A 16,038-nucleotide genomic window follows, 5' to 3' on the forward strand; every position below is an offset into this window, starting at 1 on the left:
CGGTTCTGTCGGGTGCTTCGAGTGGATGACGGTGCAGGGCTACGGGGATCCGGCGGGCCGACGGCGGAGCGTCGGCGGGCCGTCTCAGCGGTTCACGGGCGCGGGTGCCGCCGCCTCGGGAAGCGGATCGTCGATCCATGCGGGATCACGCACCCGCCGATACGCGGCGACCGTCTCGCGGGCGATGCCGCCCCAGTCGAGTCGATCGAGCGGCGCCCGATCCGGGCGCGGGGTCGCGGCCCACTCGAGGGTGCGGGCCAGTTCTGCCGCGTCGAAGTCGCCGTCGTAGCAGCGCACCCAGTCGGGGCCCACCAGCTCCTGCAGTTCGCGCATCGCGCCGAGCGCCGGCACGACGACCGGGCGGTCGGCCGAGAGGGCGAGGATCGCCGATCCGGAGTTCTGGATCGCCCGGTACGGCAGCACCACGACATCCGACGCCCTGATCCAGGCCATGATCGCGGCGTCGGACTGGAACGCGAGATCGAGGAGCACGCGCGGGTCGGCATCGGCCGCCGCGACGATCTCGGCCGCGAGCTCGGCCCCCGCCGGCTTTCCGGCGATCACGAGGCGCACCTCGTCATCGCCGCCGACGACCGTGCGCACGAGGTCGGGGATGTTCTTGTAGCTGCGGATCATGCCGACCGAGGCGACGACGAGCGCGTCGGCGTCGATGCCGCGCTCGGCGCGCGCCTGCGCCTTCGGAACGGTGACGTCGTAGTCGAGCCGGTAGTGGCCGTGCGGCGTGACCGTGCCCGGCTTGCCGGCGAGCTCGGGATACGCCTCGCGGGCGGCATCGAGGCCGCCGGCGCTGAGCGAGACCAGCGCGTCGACCTCCTCGACGAGCAGCCGGCGGTGCATGGCCCGCAACCGCGGCGTCGAGCGCTGCTCGTGCGAGGCGACGTTGTGCACGGTCCAGACGAGCTTCGTGTCGTTGCGGAGCCGCGCGACGCGCAGTCCGGCGCGGAACAGCAGCAGTCGAGCCAGCACGCGCCACCGCCGCCCGGTGAGGAACGTCAGCTCCGGCCAGTGCAGGTGCACGACGTCGACCGGCCGGGTGAACAGGCGCAGGTACGAGAGGTCGCGCACGGTGTGGCCCTCGGCGGCGATCGTCGAGTACAGGCGCGCGTTGTACGGATTCGCGTGCGCCGTGCGGAAGGCCGGCTCGGCCTCGATCACGAGCGGGCGGTCGGCCGCGGCGGACCCGCGCTCGGCCGTCATGCCCGCACCGCCGTCGGAACGCCGGAATCGGCCGTCGGCAGCCCGGCATCCTCGGTCGGACGCCCGGCATCCGCCTTCGGCCGCTCGCCGATCAGCTTCGCGGGCACGCCGCCCGCGATCGCCTGGGCCGGGACGTCCTTCGTCACCACGGCCCCCGCGGCGATGACCGCGCCCGCCCCGATCGTGACGCCGGCGAGCACGACCACGTTCGCGCCGAGCCAGGCGCCGTCGCCGATCACGATGTCCTGCTCGACCTTCGGCTGGTCCATGATCGCGACCTCGCCCTGCACGATGCCGTAGTTCGACGCCGTGAGCGTCACGTTGGGCGCGAACAGGCACTTCTCGCCGATGACGATGCGACCCGTGTCGTTGCCGGCCCAGATCACCGAGTGCTCGCCGATGTGGCTGCCCGCGCCGATGCTGATGCGCTCCGCGTTGCGGAACGACACGTTCGGGGCCATCGAGACGCCCTCGCCGAGCTGCAGGCGGCGCACCTGGCGGACATGCGAGTAGCTCGAGAAATGCGCGAGCCGGAACGCGTGCAGGTAGGTGCGCAGGTCGAGGAGCGACTGGGCGGCGCCGGAGAGTCTGGGCATCAGGTCACCGCCCGACGATCGAGGGCACGCCCGAGAAGGACTCGGCGATCACGGCGAGCACGGCGTCGACGTCGGTCGTCGCGCGCGCGGTCACCGAGATGGAGAGCGTGCTGCCGTACGAGCACGAGAGGCAGGCGAGGTCGTCGCGGGGGTCGCCGGCCGGCCAGCCCGTGACGGACGCGATGGGCGCCTCGCCGAAGAACCGCTGCTTCGGGCCCCACGTGATGTAGGTCGCGTAGCCCCGCCAGTCGGCCGCGCCGAGGTCGCGATGCGAGCGGTCGTCGACGGCGGCCTGCACCTGCGCCCGCACCGACGGCACCACGAGCTCGAGCGGGTCGGCGGTCGGAACGGTCACCTTCACGATGCTGATGTGGTTGCGCGCCGCGTCATCCGTTCGCGTGCGACGTGAGATCGGCACGAGCAGCGACACCGTCTCGGAGTCGGGCTCGAGCATCGCGACGGCGCGGAGGGTCGCCGCCACGGTGAGGTCGTGGATCGTGCCGCCGAGCCGGTACGCGAGCTTCATCGCCGGCCCGAGCTCGACCTCCAGGGAGCGGGAGTGGCGCGGCACGAGCAGGCGCTCGGCCTCGCCCGACGTCACGATCGCCCGATTCTTCACGGGACGGATGACGCGGCCGCCCCACCGGCGGAGGCGGCGGGTGAAGGGCTTGCGCCAGTACTCGTGCCACGCCGCGCCCGGGCTGCCCTGGTCGGCCCACCAGGCGCGCCAGGCGATGGCGAGGATGCCGACACCGGTTCGCGGGGCCACGCCCACGGCGTCGCGCTCCGCAGCGGTGACCTCCGGAATGAACGGCGTCGGCGTCGTGCCGGCGACCACGTCGCCGATCTTCAGGCCGAAGAGCGCGTCGCCGATGACGTGGTGGTAGCGGGCGACGATCGCGACCCGGCCGCTGTCCAGCTCGACGACGCGGAAGTCCCACAGCGGGCGCGAGAGGTCCATGGGTCCGTTGAGGCGGCCCGTGAGGATCTCGACCCGCTTCGGGTCGTCGGGCTCGATGCTCGGATGCAGCGTCACGTGCTTCGCGATGTCGATCTCCGCGACGGGCACCCAGGCGGGCGTCGTCGCGCGAAGGGGCGTGGGGGCGAGCCGCTGCCGCATCGCGGGAACCTGCCAGGTCAGCGCCGCGAGGCGGGCCTGCACGGCGGCGAGGTCGATCGCCCCGTCGGCCCCGCGCATCCGCTCGCCGTCGAGGATCAGCGCGGCCGCGGCGATCATCGACTCGAAGGCGATCACGTTGGCCACGTACTTCTCGTCGAGCGTGCCGATCAGTTCGGCCTTCACCTCGGGGTCGCTCATCGTGCCCTCCCGGGGTCTCGATCGATCGGGGACTCGAGGGGCGTCGTCGGCGGCGGATGCTCGTCGACGAACGTCGAGCCGTCGAGGCGCATGCCGGCGCCGGCGAAGAACCCCTGCCCGATGCCGCGCAGCATCGCCCGGTCGGCCTTGCCCTTGCGGGGGTCGCGGAGGTGTCGGAGCGCCCGGCCGCCCGTGCGCTTCAGGAGCACGGCCAGTGCGGCGACGCCGACGGTGAAGCGCAGGCGCAGGAGCTTGTTGGCCATGGCGCCGAGCCCGAGGCCGTAGCCGTGGTGCAGCTCCGTGTACGAGTCGCCCTGGCGGGTGTTCATGTGGTGGATCACGCAGGAGGGGTCGTGCACGATCGCATGCCCGGCCTCGAGCACGCGGCAGAACATGTCGAGGTCCTCCGCCCCGGCGAGCCTGCGCCCGGCGCCGAGCACCGGGTCGAATCCGCCGAGCTCGAGCACGAGCTCGCGCCGGAACGCCATGACCGCGCCGTGCCCGGCGTCGATGCCCTGCACGGTGCGCGTGTACCGCTTCGGCGGCGCGACGCCGCCGGTGCCGACGAGCGTGTGGTCGAGCATGCGCCCGGTGACGGCCCCCACGAGCTCGTCGCCGAAGTGCTCGAGCACCGGGTCGATCCAGCCGGCCACGGCGACGCAGTCGTCGTCGGTGAACAGCACGAGCGGCCGGGTGCTGGTGCGCAGGCCGAGGTCGCGGGCGATCGAGAGGCCCCGGATGTCGCTGCGCACGTACGCCGCGCCCGCGGCGATCGCGGCGTCACGGGTCGAGCCGTCGTCGGAGGCGGAGTCCACGACGAGCACCTCGACGTCGCCGGGCACGGACGCCAGGATCGACTCGAGTGCGGCTCCGAGCATCGTGGCACGGTTGCGCGTGCAGACGATGACGGCCAGATCACGCGGCGTCGGCACGCACCATTCCATTCACTGCGAGGGTCGGCTGCGACGTGTACGCCTCGACGAGGCTCGCCGCCGCCGCCGCCCAGGTGAGCTGCGGACCGTGCGCGAGTGCGTCGCGACGGAGTCGCGCGAGGACCTCCGGACTGCTCGCGAGCAGGTCGAGCTGGGCGGTGAGGGTCGCGACGTCGCCGGTCTCGTGCACGAGGCCGTGCACGTCGTGCTCGAGCAGCGCGCCGGCCGCGGTCGAGACGAGCGGCACGCAGCCGACCGCCTGCGCCTCGTAGGTCACGAGCGCGCTGCCCTCCTCGATGCTCGGCAGCACGAGCACGTCGGCCCGTGCGAGCTCGTCGAGGGGTGACGCGGTGAGGCCGCGAAGCTGGACGCTCGGGTGCGCGAGGCGATCGCCGAGCACCGCGAGGTACGCCTCGTCGACCGCCCCGAAGACCAGGAACGTGCCATGCTCGCTCGCCTCGGAGGCGAGCCAGGCGTCGAGCGCGAAGTGGAGGCCCTTCCGCGCCTCGACCCGCCCGAGGAACACGGCGGTCAGCGGGGCGCCGTCGACGTCGTGGCGGTCGACCGGGCCTGGCGGCGTGCACCCGTACCGGTGCCGCCGCAGCCGGGACTCGTCGAATCCGCGGTCGAGGAACGTGGTCGCGACGGCGTCGGAGGGCACGAGCAGCGCGGTCGCGGTGGCCCACTCGCGTTCCTCGGTCGCCAGCCGCACGGGGTCGGCCGCATGCGAGGACCCGTCGCGCGGTGCGATGCCGAGCCTGGCCGACTCGGCCGCGACGACCTCGTAGGCGTTCGCCGTGTGCGTGTTCGGCACCTCGCGGAACGAGCGGATGCCGCGCGCCCGCGCCGCCTCGATGGTGCGCGTCGCGGCGAGCGGCCAGACGTGCACGACGTCGGGTCGGCGCCTGGCGACGGCCCGCGCCGCGAACCGGTCGTGCCAGGCGAGCGAGCGATCGCGGCCGAGGACCCGATGCGGGATGCGCCGTCCGGCGACCTCGAGCGAGGTCGCCACGGAGGCGAGGCCGTCGACCGGTCGCGCGATGCTCGTGGTCGCCAGGTGCACGTCGTGGCCGGCGCGCACCAGCTCGTTCACCTGGTTCCAGGCGGTCCACCCGATGCCGGGGGCACCGAAGGCGTGCGGGAAGCTGTAGAGGATGGAGAAGCGCTCGCCGTCCCTCGCCGATCTCGTAGAGCCCATGGCAAACCCCCGTGACGCCGACTGTGTCCTTCCAACCATCGAGGTCGAGCGCGACGGGCACAACGACGTGCGTCGTTTCGACTCGGAGAGTTAACAGGCCCGCAACAGAAAGCGGTGACGTCGTTAATACCCCGGCCGCACTATGAGCATGACGAAGTGTTCCTCTATCTCACTGCGATGGCGCACCGGATTCCGAGCGATCGGAACGGGGAGCATCGGCAGTCCACGACAGTCCTGTCGCGAACGTGAGGGAGACGAACACATGGAGACTCCGAAGTACCTGCAGACGCTGTGGAGCTACAAATGGCTGCTGGCGTTCGGGCTGATCGTCGCTGTGGTGGCCGCGTTCTTCGCGGGCTTCACCATCACGAACGGCCAGGTCCAGTCGCGTGCGGTCCAGTCGTACACGGCGAGCACGACCGTGCTCGTGACGAGTCCGAACGACACCCTCTACCAGTCCCAGGTCCCCGGCCAGACCATCGAGGAGGGGGTGACCGCGCCCGAGCCGCTCGACCTCGCGGCCTCGACCCAGATCTACGCGTACCTCGTCTCGAGCGAGGAGATCATCTCCGAGGTCGAGGCGAGCACGGGAGAGCTCGACGAGGACACCGAGTCGATCACCGCGATCCGCCGCACGACCCAGCCGGCCGGCGACGAGCGCTTCCCCGGCTCGCTGAAGCTCCCGGTCCTGCAGATCGTGGGCACCGCAGCGACACCTGAACGTGCCGAGGAGCTCAGCTCCACGGCGACGGACGTCTTCGTCGGCTACGTCGGCGACCAGCAGACGGCTCAGCAGATCGCCCCCGAGAACCGCGTCGAGCTCGAGGTCCTCGCCTCCGGCGCGGCGGTGGCCGGCGAGACGAGCAATCCCGCCATCCCGATCGTCGTGACCGGCTTCGCGGTCTTCCTCGGCTTCGTCGCACTGGCCTTCGTGCTCGCCGCCTTCCGGTCTAAGCGCTCGAACCGCGGCACGCGGAGCCGATCGCGTCGACGCTCGAGCGCGCCGACCACGGCCGGCGGCTCCGCGGAGGCCGCACCTGAGGCGACGGACACCGAGGACCTCGAGAACGCCGATGACGACCAGGTCCTGGTCGGCGCCGGCACCCGGTCGGACTGAGGCTCGCATGAGCGTCGCTCACGCCCCGGGGGCGCTCGACGCCCGCGACGGCGAGCAGCGCCTCGGACCGACGCCGCCCGCAGCCGATCGGCCGAGTCGTCGTCGCGTGATCGCCGCGGCGACCGTGCTCGCGGTCGTCTCCCTCGCGGCCGTGCTGCTGCTGCCGCCGCTCATGGCGGCAGCGGCGATCGGGCTCGTCGCGGCGATCGTGCTGCTCCGGCGGTTCATCTTCACCTGGACGGCGATGATCATCGGCCTCGCCGCGGTCATCATGCTCGTTCCGGCCCGGCGGTACGCGATCCCGATCCCGCTGCCGTTCCAGCTCGAGCCCTACCGGCTCGTGCTCGGCATCGTGATCGTCGCGCTCGTGGTCTCGCTGATCCTGAAGCCCGAGGTGCGCTGGCGGCCCGTCGCGTTCGGATGGCCGATCGGCATCTTCCTCGTGACCATCGCGGTGTCGTTCGTCGTCAACGTCACGGGGCTCGCGAACCAGGCGCTCATCGGCACCGCCGTCGGCGGCATCGTCCAGATGCTCTTCATGCTCGCGGTCTTCTACGCCTTCCGCCTCCTGCTGCGCAGCGAGCGAGACGTCATGCTGCTGATCACGTTCGTCACCTGGGCCGGCGTGGTCGTCTCGTTCTTCGCGCTCATCGAGCGGTTCTCACGGTTCAACGTGTTCCTCGTGCTCGGCAACTTCCTGCCGTTGACCCTCCTCCGCGAGGGCGGCGACGTCAGCAGGGCCGGCGTCGCACGGGCGTTCGGCTCGGCGCAGCATCCCATCGCCCTCGCGGTCGCACTCTGCATCCTGATCCCGCTCGCGATCTACCTCGCGAAGTACGCGGCCTGGCCGCTCAACGAGATCAACCGCAAGATCGTCTACGGCGGCGCGACCGTCATGCTCTTCGGCGGCATCATGGCCGCGATCTCGCGGACCGCGGTGGTCGTGCTCGCGGTCATGTTCCTCGTGACGCTCGTCTTCCACCCGAAGGTGGCCGGGGCGATCTTCGCGCTCGCCCTGCCCGTGCTGCTGCTCGCGGCCGCCGTCGTGCCCAAGGTGTTCGAGTCGATGGTGCTGTCCTTCCTCGACGTCGACTCGCTCGTCGCCTCGCAGTACACCTCCGCCGGAATGGGCGGCGCCGGCCGCCTGGCCGACCTCGAACCGGCGATGGCCGAGGTGCAGCAGCATCCGTTCTTCGGCAGCGGGTTCGGCAGCCGCATCGTGATCGGCGACGAGGCGAACGCGTTCATCCTCGACAACCAGTTCCTCGGAACCCTCATGGAGACCGGCGCGCTCGGCGTGCTCGGCCTCGCCGTGTTCCTGCTCGTGCCCCCGATCATGCTGCTGCGGTTCGCCTTCGCGCAGGCCGCGGAGCGTCGTCACGCGGTGCTCGCGCTCGCGATCGCCGTGGCCATCTCGGGCTACATCGCGGCGATCTTCTTCTACGACGCGTTCGGCTTCTTCCAGACCTTCTTCATCCTCTGCATCCTGCTCGCCGTCGGCGCGTGGCTGCTCACCGAGGCGCCGAGGCGGCCGGTCGTCGAACGCGCGGCGGCCGCGGCATCCGTCGACGAGCCGAGCGCCGACGAGGCATCCGGCACCGGCGTCGCGCTCGAGGGGGCGACGCGATGACGGCGAGGATGTCGATCGTCATCCCGGCGCACGACGAGGCCGCCATCATCAGCCGGCTGCTCGAGGCGCTCGTGGCCGACCCGCGCGCGGCGGAGTGCGAGATCATCGTCGTCGCGAACGGCTGCACCGATGCGACCGTGCGCATCGCCAGGACCTTCGAGCCGACCGTGCGCGTCGTCGAGATCGAGACCGCGTCCAAGATCGCGGCCCTCGAGGCCGGGGATGCCGCGGCGACCGCGTTCCCGCGCGCCTACGTGGATGCCGACGTGCTCCTCGACCTGCCGGCGCTGCTCGCGCTCGCCGACCTGCTCGACCGGCCGGACGGCCCGCTCATCGCCTCGCCGCGCTTCGAGGTCGACACCGCGTCGTCCTCGTGGCCCGTGCAGGCGCACTACCGCATCTGGGAGTTGACCGACTACCGCCGCCAGGGTCACATCGGGTCGGGCGTGTACGCGCTCTCGCAGGCCGGGCGCGAGCGGTTCGGATCGTGGCCCGACGTGATCGCCGACGACCGATACGTGCAGCAGCTCTTCGCGCTCGACGAACGCGGCACGCTCGACGGACACGTCTTCACGGTGCGCAGCGCCCGGACCCTCGGCTCGCACCTGCGGAGGACGACGCGCATCGCGCGCGGCAACCTCGAACTCCCCGATGACGAGCGACTGCAGTCCGACGACCCGATCGGAGACCGGATGGGCAACCTGATCCGCCGCGTGGCGAGGCGCCCGTCGCTCTGGCCCGCGTTCGCCGTGTACTGCGCGACCTCGACGATCCCGCGGGTTCGTGCGCACCGGGCGATCGTCGCGGACGCCTCCCGGGACTGGGCGCGCGACGACACCAGCCGGGTGACGGCATGAGCGGCCCCGGTACCGACCGGCTCGCGCACACCTCGTCGCGCGGGGTGTTCGTGACGATGGGCGGGTTCGGCGGCAAGACGCTGATCCAGGTCGCGTCGACCGTCGTGCTGGCGCGCATGCTGACCCCGGCCGACTTCGGACTCGTGGCGATGGTCACGGCCATCGTCGGCGTCGCCGACCTCGTGCGCGACTTCGGGCTCACCGGCGCGATCATCCAGGCCAAGAAGCTCAGCGAGCGCATGTGGATGAGCGTGATGTGGCTCTCGGTCGCGCTGGGCGTCGGGCTCATGGTGCTCATCGCCGCGTGCGCCCCGCTCATCGCGTTGCTCTACGACGAGGAGCGGCTGGTCCCGCTCACGCTCGCGATCGCGCCGATCCTGCTCATCAACGGCCTCTCGATGCCCATGCAGGCGCGGGTGCAGCGCGACCTCAGGTTCGGCACGCTCGCGAACATCGACGTCGTCTCGATGCTCTGCGGCGTCGTGCTCGGCATCGGCGCCGCCGCGCTCGGATGGGGCGTCTGGTCGCTCGTCGTCATGTCGGGCGCGGGCCAGCTGTACCGGCTCATCGCGCTCTGGGTCGCGTCGCGGCCGAAGTTCGGGCGACCGCACATCTCGCGCGACGTCGTGCCCCTCGTCACGACCGGCGGCAGCATCTTCGGCGTCCAGCTGCTGAACTACGCGGCGAAGAACGCCGACAACGTCATCATCGGCCAGCAGATGGGACCGGCCGCCCTCGGCCAGTACTCGCGTGCGTACGCGCTCTACCTGTTGCCGATGCAGCAGCTGAACGGCACGCTCGGCCGCGTCGCGCTGCCCGTGCTGAGCAAGCTGCAGGACGACGGCGACCGCTACCGCCGGTACATCCGCGGCGCGCTCATGATCATCGGGTACCTGACGATCCCCGTGTACGCGGTGGCCGCCGCGGTGTCCGAGCCGCTCATCGCGATCCTGCTCGGGCCCGGGTGGGAGCAGGCGGCGACGCTCTTCAGCCTGCTCGCGATCGCCGGCATCGCCCAGTCGATCGGCAGCGTGCTCGGCTGGCTGTACATCACGCTCGGGCGCGCGCACCGCCAGCTCGTCTACTACCTCGTGACCCGACCGATGGTGATCGCCGGCTACTTCCTCGGCATCTGGTGGGCGGGGGTCGAAGGACTCGCCCTCGTCTACGGCCTGCTCACCATGGTGCTGCTCATCCCCGGCTTCTACTACGCGACCGTCGGCACGTTCGTGCGCGTCGGCGACATCCTCAAGCCGATCTACCGGCCCGTCATCCTCGCGCCGCTCTGCTTCGGCGCCGCCTACGGCGTCGAACGCCTGACCGACGGGCTGCCGAACATCGTGCAGCTGCTCCTCGGCGCCGCAGCCGGCGTCGTGCCGCTGTTCCTCTGCCTCGCGATCCCCGCCTATCGCCGCGACCTCGCCGCGATCATCGGCTTCGTCAAGCAGGTGCGCAAGCCGGCCGCAGCCAGGGCCCAGGGCGGGGCGGATGCCGCGGCGCAGGCGGAGCCGGCCGAACCGGCCGATCTCCGCGACCCGGTCGACCTGCTCGAGCCGGTCGAGCCGCGCGACCCGGTCGACCTGCTCGACCCGCGCGACTCGGGCAGGCAGCTCGCCGAACCGGCGACCGACCACAGGAAGGCCGATTCGTGACGAGATCCTCGAAGCTCCTCGGCGCGGCGCTCGCCGTGCTGGCGATCGCGGCGCTGGCCGGGTGCGCCCCGAGCGCCGCGGCGCCGCCCGACCTCACCGAGCTCGAGCAGCCGACCGGGGCGCCGACCGTGGCCACCCTCGGGATCCTCGGCGACTCGGTCTCGCTCGGCGTCAACGCCTGCGCCGAGCCCGGGCAGTGCGCGAAGGCGTCGTGGTCTGGCGGCAGCGACCCCGCCGTCGGCTCGATCGCCGCACGCCTGGCCGCGGCATCCGGAACCGAACCGAACGTGGTGAACGCGGCCAAGGACGGCGGCGACGTCGAGGACGCGCTCGGGCTCGCCGACGAGGTCGTGGCCGCCCAGCCCGAGCTCGTGACCGTGCTGCTCGGCGGCAACGACGCGTGCGCGCCCACCCTCGGCGAGATGACCTCGACGGCCGACTACGAGGCTCGGCTCGGGCAGCTGCTCACGAGGCTGAACGACGACGTGCCCGGCGCGACGATCCTCGTGCTCTCGGTGCCCGACCTGCACCACCTCTGGGAGATCGGGCGCAGCGACGGCGGTGCGGTGCAGGCGTGGAACTCCAGTCCGTCGTGCAAGAACCTGCTCGGCTCGGCCGACGACGACTCCGCCGAGGCGAACGAACGGCGCGACGCGGTCGCGGCCAGGGTCGTCGAGTACAACGCGGTCATCCAACAGGTCTGCGCCGCCGCCGAACGCTGCATCGACGACGAAGGGGCGGTCTACGCGTACCCGTTCACGACCGACGAGATCTCCTCGATCGACCACTTCCACCCGTCGATCACGGGCCAGCAGGTGATCGCCGAGATCGCCTGGCAGGCACTCGAGAAGGGCGTCGCATGACCACCATGCTCGTGGCCATCTCCGGAGGGCACCTCGCCCAGCTGCACATGCTCGCACCGCGCATCGCCGCGGGCGACGACGTCGTCTGGATGACCGACGACACCGCGCAGAGCCGATCCCTCCTCGACGGCCAGACGGTCGTGCACGTGCCGACGAGGCCGCCCCGGGACACCATCGGCGTGCTGCGCGACACCCGCATCGCGACGCGTGCGCTCTCGGACCACGGGGTCGACCGGGTGGTCAGCTCCGGGGCGCAGATCGCCCTCTCGGCGCTCATCCCCGCGCTCCTGCGACGCGTGCCGTTCAGCTACGTCGAGAGCGCCACGCGCGTGACCGACCTCTCGACGACGGGCAAGCTCATCGACCGCATCCCGAACGTCCGCCGCTACGTGCAGTATCCGAATCGCACGTCGGAGCGGTGGGGTTACGCGCTGTCGGTCTTCGACGGGTTCCAGGTCGAGGCGGTGCCCGACGCGCCGGCGACCGGGGCCGGAGCCGGCACGGTCACGACGTCGATCGGACGCGCGGTCGTGACCGTCGGCGGCAACGGCGAGTACGGGTTCCGCCGCCTCATCGAGTCGGCCGTGCGGGCCCTGCCCGCCGACGCCGAGGTGCTCTGGCAGACCGGGTCCACGGATGTCACGGGCCTCGCGATCGACGCGAAGCCCACCGTGCCGTCGGCCGTGCTCTCGGCCGAGCTCGAACGCGCCGACGTCGTCATCGGCCACGCCGGAACGGGCACCGCGCTCGCCGCGCTCAGCGCCGGGCGGGTGCCCGTGCTCGCGGCGCGCTCGGTCGGGCACGGGGAGCACGTCGACGCCCACCAGGACGACCTGGCCGCGTTCCTCGCCGAGCGCGGCCTCGCGATCGTGCGCCCGGCCGACGAGATCACCGCGGCCGACCTCGAGGAGGCGTCCCGCTGGCGCGTCACGCGGCGCGACGACCTCGAGCCCGTGAGCATCTGAGGCGCGACGCGACATGGACCGAGCCGTGAGTGGAGACAGTGTGCCGGAACTCAGCATCGTGGTCGTGAACTACAACACGCGCGAGGCGACGGCCGCGTGCCTGCGGTCGGTCCTCGACGCATCGCCCGACGTCGACCTCGAACTCGTCGTCGTCGACAACGGCTCGACCGACGGGAGCGTCGAGGCGTTCCGCGAGCGGTTCGCCGACGCCCCCGTCACGGTCATCCCCGCGGGGGAGAACCTCGGCTTCGCCCGCGGCGTGAACCTCGGTGCGCGCGCGGCGTCCGGCTCATGGGTGCTGCTCCTGAACCCCGACACGATCACGCTGCCCGGCTCGCTCGGGGCGCTCCTCGGGTTCGCACGAACGCACCCCGAGTACGGCGTCTTCGGCGGCCGCACGCTGCGCCCCGACGGCACCGTCGACCCCAGCTCGTGCTGGGGGGCTCCCAGCCTGTGGTCGCTCGCGATGTTCGCCACGATGGCCTCGACGGCCTTCAAGCACTCGCCGGTCTTCGACCCGGAGTCGCTCGGCTCGTGGCCGCGCGACACCGTGCGCGAGGTGCCGATCATCACCGGCTGCCTGCTGCTCACGCGTCGCGACGACTGGGAGCGGCTCGGCGGCATGGACGAGGAGTACTTCCTCTACGGCGAGGACGCCGAGTTCAGCCTCAGGGCCGGCCGGTCCGGCCTGCGGCGGGTCGTCGTGCCCGCCGCCGAGATCGTGCACGAGGTGGGCGGTTCGAGCGACGCCGGCGGGGCGAAGGGCTGCATGGTCATGGCCGGCAAGGTCACGCTCCTCCGCAAGACCTGGTCGCCGGTGCGCGCCTCGATCGGCGTGTTCCTCCTCGTCACGGGCGTCGGCGTCCGGGCAGGGCTCGAGACCCTCACCCGGCGCAGCAGGGCGCCGTGGCGCACCGTGTGGCGCCGCCGAGCCGACTGGCTCGACGGCTACCCGCGGGCCGAGGCCACGCTGTTCGGACGCGAGCTCGCGACGGCCTGATCGCCCAGCACCCAGTCGCGCACCTCGGCGACGAAGCGGGTCTCGTCGAACTCCAGCGCACGTGCCCGCGCGGCATCCGGAGCGATCGCCCTGACGGCCTCGACCGCCGCCGCGAAGCCGCTCGGGTCGTCGGGGTCGTAATGCACCCCGGTGACGCCATCGATCACCGACTCGGCCGCACCGCCCACCCGGTTGACGATCACCGGGCAGCCCGCGGCCATCGCCTCGACGGGGATGATGCCGAAGTCCTCGACGGGCGGGAACACGAACGCCAGCGCGCGCTGGAACAGCGCCCGCATGAGCTCGTCGGAGACCCGCCCCAGCACGTGCACCGGAACCGGTGCCGACGCGGCGAGCGCGTCGAGCCGCTCGCGCTCCGGTCCGGAGCCGGCGACGACGACGGGGATCCCGAGGTGGGCGCCCATGCGGATCACCGCGTCGTGGCGCTTGTACGGCACGAGGCGCGACGCCGCCATGAGGAACCCGCGATCCGGCAGCGACTCGAGGAGCTCGCGCTCGGCGGGCGCCAGGTGCACCGACCAGTCGGGCACGCTCGCGATCGACGCCGCGTCGACGGGCGGGTGGATGACCCGCGCGTCGCGATCCCACGCGCGCCGGATGCGGTCGCGGACGAACGCGCTGTTCGCGGCGAGCGACCCGGACGACGCCGAGGCGCGGCGATCCACCCCTCGCAGGTAGGCCCGCGCGAGGCCGGCCAGCGGCACGACGGTCCGGCTGTCGAGGTCGGGCTCCCAGAGGTACCTCGCCGGCGTGTGCACATACGAGAACTTCGGGATGCCGCGCGACGTGCCGAACCCGGCGTGGTGCGCGAAGACGTAGCTGCTCGTGACGACCCATTCGGGCTCCAGCGACCCCCAGCCCCGCCTCCAGGTGCCGGACATCAGGGGGAGCGAGAGGGCCTTGCGCCCGCGGAGCGGGGTGCGCGCGAGCCACGACTCGTCGACGGTGTGCGCGGGGAAGCGCGTCTGGTCGTCGTTCCAGAGGCACGCGACGCGGGCATCCGGCAGTGCCGACCTGAGCCCGTCGAGCACCTGTTCGGCGCCGCCCGACTCCTCGATCCATTCCTGGACGATCAATCCGGTCATGTGCTGGTCCGATCTGCTCGCAGCGAGGGCTGGGTGGTCAGTACGCGCCGTGGCTGCCGACGACCGCTCGCGCGGTCTTCAGCAGGATGACGATGTCGCCCGTGAGCGACCAGTTCTCGACGTAGTAGAGGTCGATCTTCACGCTCTCGTCCCACGTGAGGTTCGAGCGGCCGCTGACCTGCCAGAGGCCCGTGATGCCGGGCTTGGTGAGCAGGCGCCGGTTCACGTCCTCCTCGTAGCGGTCGACCTCGGCGGGCAGCGGCGGGCGAGGGCCGACGAGGCTCATGTCGCCGATGAGCACGTTCCACAGCTGCGGGAGCTCGTCGAGCGAGTAGCGGCGCAGGGTCCTGCCGATCGGGGTGATGCGCGGGTCGTCCTTGAGCTTGAACAGCACCCCGTCGGACTCGTTGCGGGACTGCAGCTCGGCCAGGCGGGCCTCGGCGTCGATGACCATCGAACGGAACTTCAGCATCGTGAAGCGCGACCCGCCCACGCCCACGCGTTCCTGGCGGAACAGCACGGGGCCGACGCTCGTCAGGCGCACCGTCATGGCGATGCCCGCGATGAGGGGGAGCAGCAGCAGCAGGATGCCTCCGGCCACGACCACGTCGAAGACCCGCTTGAGCGCGTGCGCGAATCCCGAGTACTGCGGCAGGTCGACGTGCACCATCGGCAGCCCGTTGATCGGGCGGAGGTGGATGCGGGGGCCCGCGACATCCGTCAGCCGCGAGACGAGGATGAGCTCCGTGTTCGCGTTCTCGAGGTCCCACCCGAGCCGGCGGATGGTCGCGTTCCCGCCGGGCAGGTCGCCCGCGACGATCACGGCGCGGGTCCTGGTGCGCTTGGAGGTCGCCGCGAGGTCCTTGAACTCGATGGCGGGCAGGTCGATCTCGTCGCGCTTCGCGGAACGCGAGGTGCCCGCGTACGTCGCCCCGATCGGCCGGTAGCCGACGCGGTACTTGCGCCGGAGCTCTCCGGCGACCCTGGCCACGTCGTCGGGGCGGCCGACGATGATCGCCCCCGTCGTGCAGCGGCCGACGCGGCGCATCGAGTGCAGGGCCCCGCGCCAGGCGACGCGACCGAGCAGCAGGAGCACGAGGCCGAGCGGGAACGCGACGGCGAGGTAGCCGCGTGCGATGTCGATCTGGAACAGGAACGCGACCGCCGCGAGGGTGCCGAACGTGAGGAAGGTCGCGTTCACGACGCGCTGGTACTCGACCAACCCGGTGCCGATGTTGCGCAGCAGGCGCGACCGCGTGGCCGAGAGGGCGACGAGCCATCCGACCGCGATCGCCGCGGTCAACGTCAGATACGCGAGGTCGGACTGGGGCGTCGACGCGCGGAACCCGTTGGTCTGGAAGCGCAGCAGCTGGGCGACGAGCAGCGCGGACAGCACGACCGCGGCATCCGTGATCGAGATCGCGACCACGAGACGGCGACGCCACCCCAGTCGCCTCGGCTGGGCGACCACCCGCTGCCCGACGGCCGACGCCCGTTCGAGCAGGCGCTCGCCGGGAATGCCGATTCGGGTGATCGGTTCGGCCTCACTGGACATCGGGCCCCCTGGACGTCAGTCAGCGTGCAGC

Annotated in this window: 14 protein-coding genes; 7 read left to right on the forward strand and 7 right to left on the reverse strand. The window is 71.9% G+C overall.

The genetic code is table 11. The features are described 5' to 3' along the window. Positions 1-84 precede the first annotated feature (84 nt). From ABIC29_RS04305 to ABIC29_RS04325, 5 genes are read right to left on the reverse strand one after another with little or no spacing between them, the layout of a single operon-like run. The gene (locus tag ABIC29_RS04305; RefSeq protein ID WP_354243093.1) at positions 85-1,218 is read right to left on the reverse strand and encodes a glycosyltransferase; all 1,134 of its coding nucleotides are present in this window, start codon (positions 1,216-1,218) and stop codon (positions 85-87) included. Next, positions 1,215-1,814: an acyltransferase gene (locus tag ABIC29_RS04310; RefSeq protein WP_199471332.1), complete on the reverse strand. Its 600-nt coding sequence runs from the start codon at positions 1,812-1,814 to the stop codon at positions 1,215-1,217. Before ABIC29_RS04310 ends, ABIC29_RS04305 begins: the two co-directional genes overlap by 4 nt. A 4-nt stretch (positions 1,815-1,818) precedes the next feature. Then, positions 1,819-3,132, reverse strand: a complete 1,314-nt coding sequence (locus ABIC29_RS04315) for a wax ester/triacylglycerol synthase domain-containing protein (protein ID WP_116080992.1) — start codon at positions 3,130-3,132, stop codon at positions 1,819-1,821. After that, a complete protein-coding gene (locus ABIC29_RS04320; protein ID WP_158551766.1) occupies positions 3,129-4,064 on the reverse strand; it encodes a glycosyltransferase family 2 protein in 936 nt (311 codons plus the stop codon). The genes ABIC29_RS04315 and ABIC29_RS04320 overlap by 4 nt, the downstream gene beginning before the upstream one ends. Beyond that, positions 4,048-5,262 (reverse strand): glycosyltransferase family 4 protein, encoded by a 1,215-nt coding sequence (locus ABIC29_RS04325; RefSeq protein WP_354243097.1) that lies wholly within the window; start codon positions 5,260-5,262, stop codon positions 4,048-4,050. Before ABIC29_RS04325 ends, ABIC29_RS04320 begins: the two co-directional genes overlap by 17 nt. A gap of 262 nt (positions 5,263-5,524) precedes the next feature. Between ABIC29_RS04325 and ABIC29_RS04330 the strand changes: the two genes are divergently transcribed. Genes ABIC29_RS04330 through ABIC29_RS04360 form a run of 7 tightly spaced genes read left to right on the forward strand, consistent with a single transcriptional unit; the run spans position 5,525 to position 13,346 of the window. Beyond that, on the forward strand, positions 5,525-6,379 hold the full coding sequence (locus ABIC29_RS04330) for a YveK family protein (RefSeq protein ID WP_116080995.1): 855 nt from the start codon (positions 5,525-5,527) through the stop codon (positions 6,377-6,379). 7 nt (positions 6,380-6,386) lie between these two features. Next, positions 6,387-8,009 carry an O-antigen ligase family protein gene (locus tag ABIC29_RS04335; protein WP_354243100.1) on the forward strand — a complete coding sequence of 541 codons (1,623 nt, stop codon included), beginning with the start codon at positions 6,387-6,389 and terminating at the stop codon, positions 8,007-8,009. After that, entirely contained in the window at positions 8,006-8,866 is an 861-nt protein-coding gene (locus ABIC29_RS04340; RefSeq protein ID WP_354243103.1) for a glycosyltransferase family 2 protein, read from the forward strand. The genes ABIC29_RS04335 and ABIC29_RS04340 overlap by 4 nt, the downstream gene beginning before the upstream one ends. Continuing rightward, positions 8,863-10,518 carry a lipopolysaccharide biosynthesis protein gene (locus ABIC29_RS04345; RefSeq protein WP_354243106.1) on the forward strand — a complete coding sequence of 552 codons (1,656 nt, stop codon included), beginning with the start codon at positions 8,863-8,865 and terminating at the stop codon, positions 10,516-10,518. Before ABIC29_RS04340 ends, ABIC29_RS04345 begins: the two co-directional genes overlap by 4 nt. Continuing rightward, entirely contained in the window at positions 10,515-11,381 is an 867-nt protein-coding gene (locus ABIC29_RS04350) for an SGNH/GDSL hydrolase family protein (RefSeq protein WP_354243109.1), read from the forward strand. The genes ABIC29_RS04345 and ABIC29_RS04350 overlap by 4 nt, the downstream gene beginning before the upstream one ends. Next, entirely contained in the window at positions 11,378-12,346 is a 969-nt protein-coding gene (locus tag ABIC29_RS04355) for a glycosyltransferase (protein WP_354243112.1), read from the forward strand. Before ABIC29_RS04350 ends, ABIC29_RS04355 begins: the two co-directional genes overlap by 4 nt. 40 nt (positions 12,347-12,386) lie before the next feature. Next, on the forward strand, positions 12,387-13,346 hold the full coding sequence (locus ABIC29_RS04360; RefSeq protein WP_199471335.1) for a glycosyltransferase family 2 protein: 960 nt from the start codon (positions 12,387-12,389) through the stop codon (positions 13,344-13,346). On the opposite strand, the gene ABIC29_RS04365 is transcribed toward ABIC29_RS04360, so the two are convergent. Both ABIC29_RS04365 and ABIC29_RS04370 read right to left on the reverse strand, forming a co-directional pair. Continuing rightward, positions 13,295-14,452, reverse strand: coding sequence for a glycosyltransferase (locus tag ABIC29_RS04365; RefSeq protein WP_116081002.1), 1,158 nt, complete (start codon positions 14,450-14,452; stop codon positions 13,295-13,297). The two genes, ABIC29_RS04360 and ABIC29_RS04365, sit on opposite strands and share 52 nt — an antisense overlap. Positions 14,453-14,489: 37 nt before the next feature. Further along, positions 14,490-16,007 (reverse strand): sugar transferase, encoded by a 1,518-nt coding sequence (locus ABIC29_RS04370; RefSeq protein WP_116081003.1) that lies wholly within the window; start codon positions 16,005-16,007, stop codon positions 14,490-14,492. Positions 16,008-16,038 lie beyond the last annotated feature (31 nt).

The sequence above is a fragment of the Agromyces sp. PvR057 genome (assembly GCF_040547485.1).
GTDB lineage: Bacteria > Actinomycetota > Actinomycetes > Actinomycetales > Microbacteriaceae > Agromyces.

Coding starts and splice junctions, on each gene's coding strand:
- ABIC29_RS04305 (WP_354243093.1), bottom strand. CDS start 1,218: ATGACGGCCGAGCGCGGGTCCGCCGCGGCCGACCGCCCGCTCGTGATC.
- ABIC29_RS04340 (WP_354243103.1), top strand. CDS start 8,006: ATGACGGCGAGGATGTCGATCGTCATCCCGGCGCACGACGAGGCCGCC.
- ABIC29_RS04365 (WP_116081002.1), bottom strand. CDS start 14,452: ATGACCGGATTGATCGTCCAGGAATGGATCGAGGAGTCGGGCGGCGCC.
- ABIC29_RS04355 (WP_354243112.1), top strand. CDS start 11,378: ATGACCACCATGCTCGTGGCCATCTCCGGAGGGCACCTCGCCCAGCTG.
- ABIC29_RS04335 (WP_354243100.1), top strand. CDS start 6,387: ATGAGCGTCGCTCACGCCCCGGGGGCGCTCGACGCCCGCGACGGCGAG.
- ABIC29_RS04315 (WP_116080992.1), bottom strand. CDS start 3,132: ATGAGCGACCCCGAGGTGAAGGCCGAACTGATCGGCACGCTCGACGAG.
- ABIC29_RS04330 (WP_116080995.1), top strand. CDS start 5,525: ATGGAGACTCCGAAGTACCTGCAGACGCTGTGGAGCTACAAATGGCTG.
- ABIC29_RS04310 (WP_199471332.1), bottom strand. CDS start 1,814: ATGCCCAGACTCTCCGGCGCCGCCCAGTCGCTCCTCGACCTGCGCACC.
- ABIC29_RS04370 (WP_116081003.1), bottom strand. CDS start 16,007: ATGTCCAGTGAGGCCGAACCGATCACCCGAATCGGCATTCCCGGCGAG.
- ABIC29_RS04325 (WP_354243097.1), bottom strand. CDS start 5,262: ATGGGCTCTACGAGATCGGCGAGGGACGGCGAGCGCTTCTCCATCCTC.
- ABIC29_RS04345 (WP_354243106.1), top strand. CDS start 8,863: ATGAGCGGCCCCGGTACCGACCGGCTCGCGCACACCTCGTCGCGCGGG.